The sequence below is a fragment of the Candidatus Cloacimonadota bacterium genome (assembly GCA_012516855.1).
In the GTDB taxonomy this organism is placed as follows: domain Bacteria; phylum Cloacimonadota; class Cloacimonadia; order Cloacimonadales; family Cloacimonadaceae; genus Syntrophosphaera.
In genome coordinates this window covers 1-2,018 of sequence record JAAYWB010000096.1, presented here as the reverse complement: position 1 = coordinate 2,018, position 2,018 = coordinate 1, and the positions used below count along the sequence as shown (strand labels likewise).

Sequence of the window (2,018 nt, the reverse complement as noted above, 5' to 3'; positions counted from 1 at the left end):
TTATAAATGCTTATAAATGCTTATATTTGTAAGGTTATAAAGTATCTGAAAAAATATTCGATAAAAAAAGTATAAAGATTTCAGGTGGACATATTCTATTATGGTTATTATAATCATTTGAACATATGATGTAAATACAACACCGACAACGATAATTGAAAGTTTTAACAGGAAATACTATGATACTTCATTCGTTTCAATATCCGTGCACGCACACAAATTTACGGGTATTGTTTTTATGCGATTTGATTCTACCGAACGGGGATGATATTTATCTCTCAACGAATCGATTTTCGCTGAAAAATTCTTCGATAGAGCGAATCATTGCAACGTTATTATTCATATTGATAATAATATTTTTTTATTTTTTTCGAAAAAAAATAAAACAAAATGGAAATTCCGGTGATATCGCACACTCATTCCGGAGCATTGCGCACAGTCAGAAGAGGGAAAACACTGGTTGGAATTATTGTACATCAGGTGTGCGATATAGTCCGGAATCCTCTCAGTTTTCTTTGGGAATCTCCCAACAAATTCAGTCGATAAGCATTGTGAACCGTACGATCCAGGATGGCATCCGCCAGGGTTGGGTCTGGGAAGCGGGCGTGCCAATCAGAGACAGGCACTTGCGAGACAATGATGGTAGCAGATTTACCAAAGCGATCATCGAACACTTCCAACAAATCTTGAGCCGCAGACAATTGAATAGGATCACGCATCCAATCATCCAGGATCAACACATCAGTTCTGGATAAGGTACTAAGCAAGTTGAGATAAGAGTCTTCCTGTCGGGCATGGTTGAGGGTAAGCAGAAAACGGGCAGTACGCAGATAACGGACTGAATAACCCATTCTGCAGGCAGCTACTCCCAGAGAGCAAGCCAGGTAAGATTTTCCAGTACCGGTAGCTCCCCCAATAAGGATATTGAGCGCTTTGTCCACCCAATTGCACTGAGCGAGTTCAAGAACCAGACTTCGTTCCAAACCTCGTTCAGGAGAGAAATCCAGGTCTTCCACGGTGGCTTGCATGGGAAACTCCGCCTGTTTCAGACGCCGCTGGGTACGGCTGTCCAAACGGCGGTTACATTCCAGATCCACCAATAGAGACAAACGATCTTCAAAAGACAATTGGGTATATTGGGGGTTGGAAATCTGTTCACGCAGACCCTCACGGAAAGCAGGTAAACGTAATTGCAGTAGTTTGTCCATCAATGTTTGTGAGATCATGAGAGGTTCCTTTCCGAATAGTATTCCGCTCCACGGATATTCTCGTGGGTGGGAAGGCCTTCAATTGGAGCAGGAGGGGTCTGTTTTTGCAGGAAGACCAATTCCTGGGTCACGGCCTTACATGAGAACACTTTAGCCTCAAAAACAGTTTGGCAGGCCTGTTCCAACAAAGGAGGACTATATTTCTTGGCGAGACTGAGGATACCCAAACAAGTTCGGTAAGCTTGCTGCGGAAACGCTCGCGATTGGAGAGTGGCTTTCACCATCGCAGTAGTTTGAGGGCCAATACTGTCTGCCCACTCGATCAATCTCTCTGAATTAATATCCTCCATAAATTGATGGTTGGCTGGCATATGTTCACGCTGGGTGGAATAACGTCCGGGATGGAAGTTACGTGGATGGATCGCAACCGATTTTCCCTGATGGAAGATCTCCACCATTCTTTCGGTGGCGTGAATGTCTACTCTTTGGTGGATCAGGGTATAGGGGACTGAATACAGATGACCTTCAAACTCTACATGGTAATCGATATGCACCGTGGCTGTTTTCCGCTCTGCATATTCATAAGGTTTTTCAGGCAAGGGTCGCAAGTTAAGTTGATCGATCTCTTCAAACTTCTGGCGACGTGAGCGGCCCACTGACTTCATGACTTTATTATTCAACTGTTCCAATAACTCTTTGATCGCCACATTAACTTCATGCAAACTGAAGAACTGGCGGTTTCTGAGGGGTGCAATTATCCAGCGTTCCACGTTTTGAACTGCGTTCTCTGCACAACTTTTGTCTTTTGGC

At 43.8% G+C, this 2,018-nt stretch carries 2 protein-coding genes; both read right to left on the bottom strand.

Annotation, left to right across the window (positions count from 1 at the left end):
- Positions 1-476: 476 nt before the first annotated feature.
- On the bottom strand, positions 477-1,226 hold the full coding sequence (locus GX466_08475) for an ATP-binding protein (protein ID NLH94229.1): 750 nt from the start codon (positions 1,224-1,226) through the stop codon (positions 477-479).
- On the bottom strand, positions 1,223-1,978 hold the full coding sequence (locus GX466_08470) for a transposase (protein ID NLH94228.1): 756 nt from the start codon (positions 1,976-1,978) through the stop codon (positions 1,223-1,225). The genes GX466_08475 and GX466_08470 overlap by 4 nt, the downstream gene beginning before the upstream one ends.
- Positions 1,979-2,018: the final 40 nt, after the last annotated feature.

Excerpts from the sequence above, each read along its gene's own strand:
- GX466_08475 (NLH94229.1), bottom strand. The coding sequence starts at position 1,226 with ATGATCTCACAAACATTGATGGACAAACTACTGCAATTACGTTTACCT.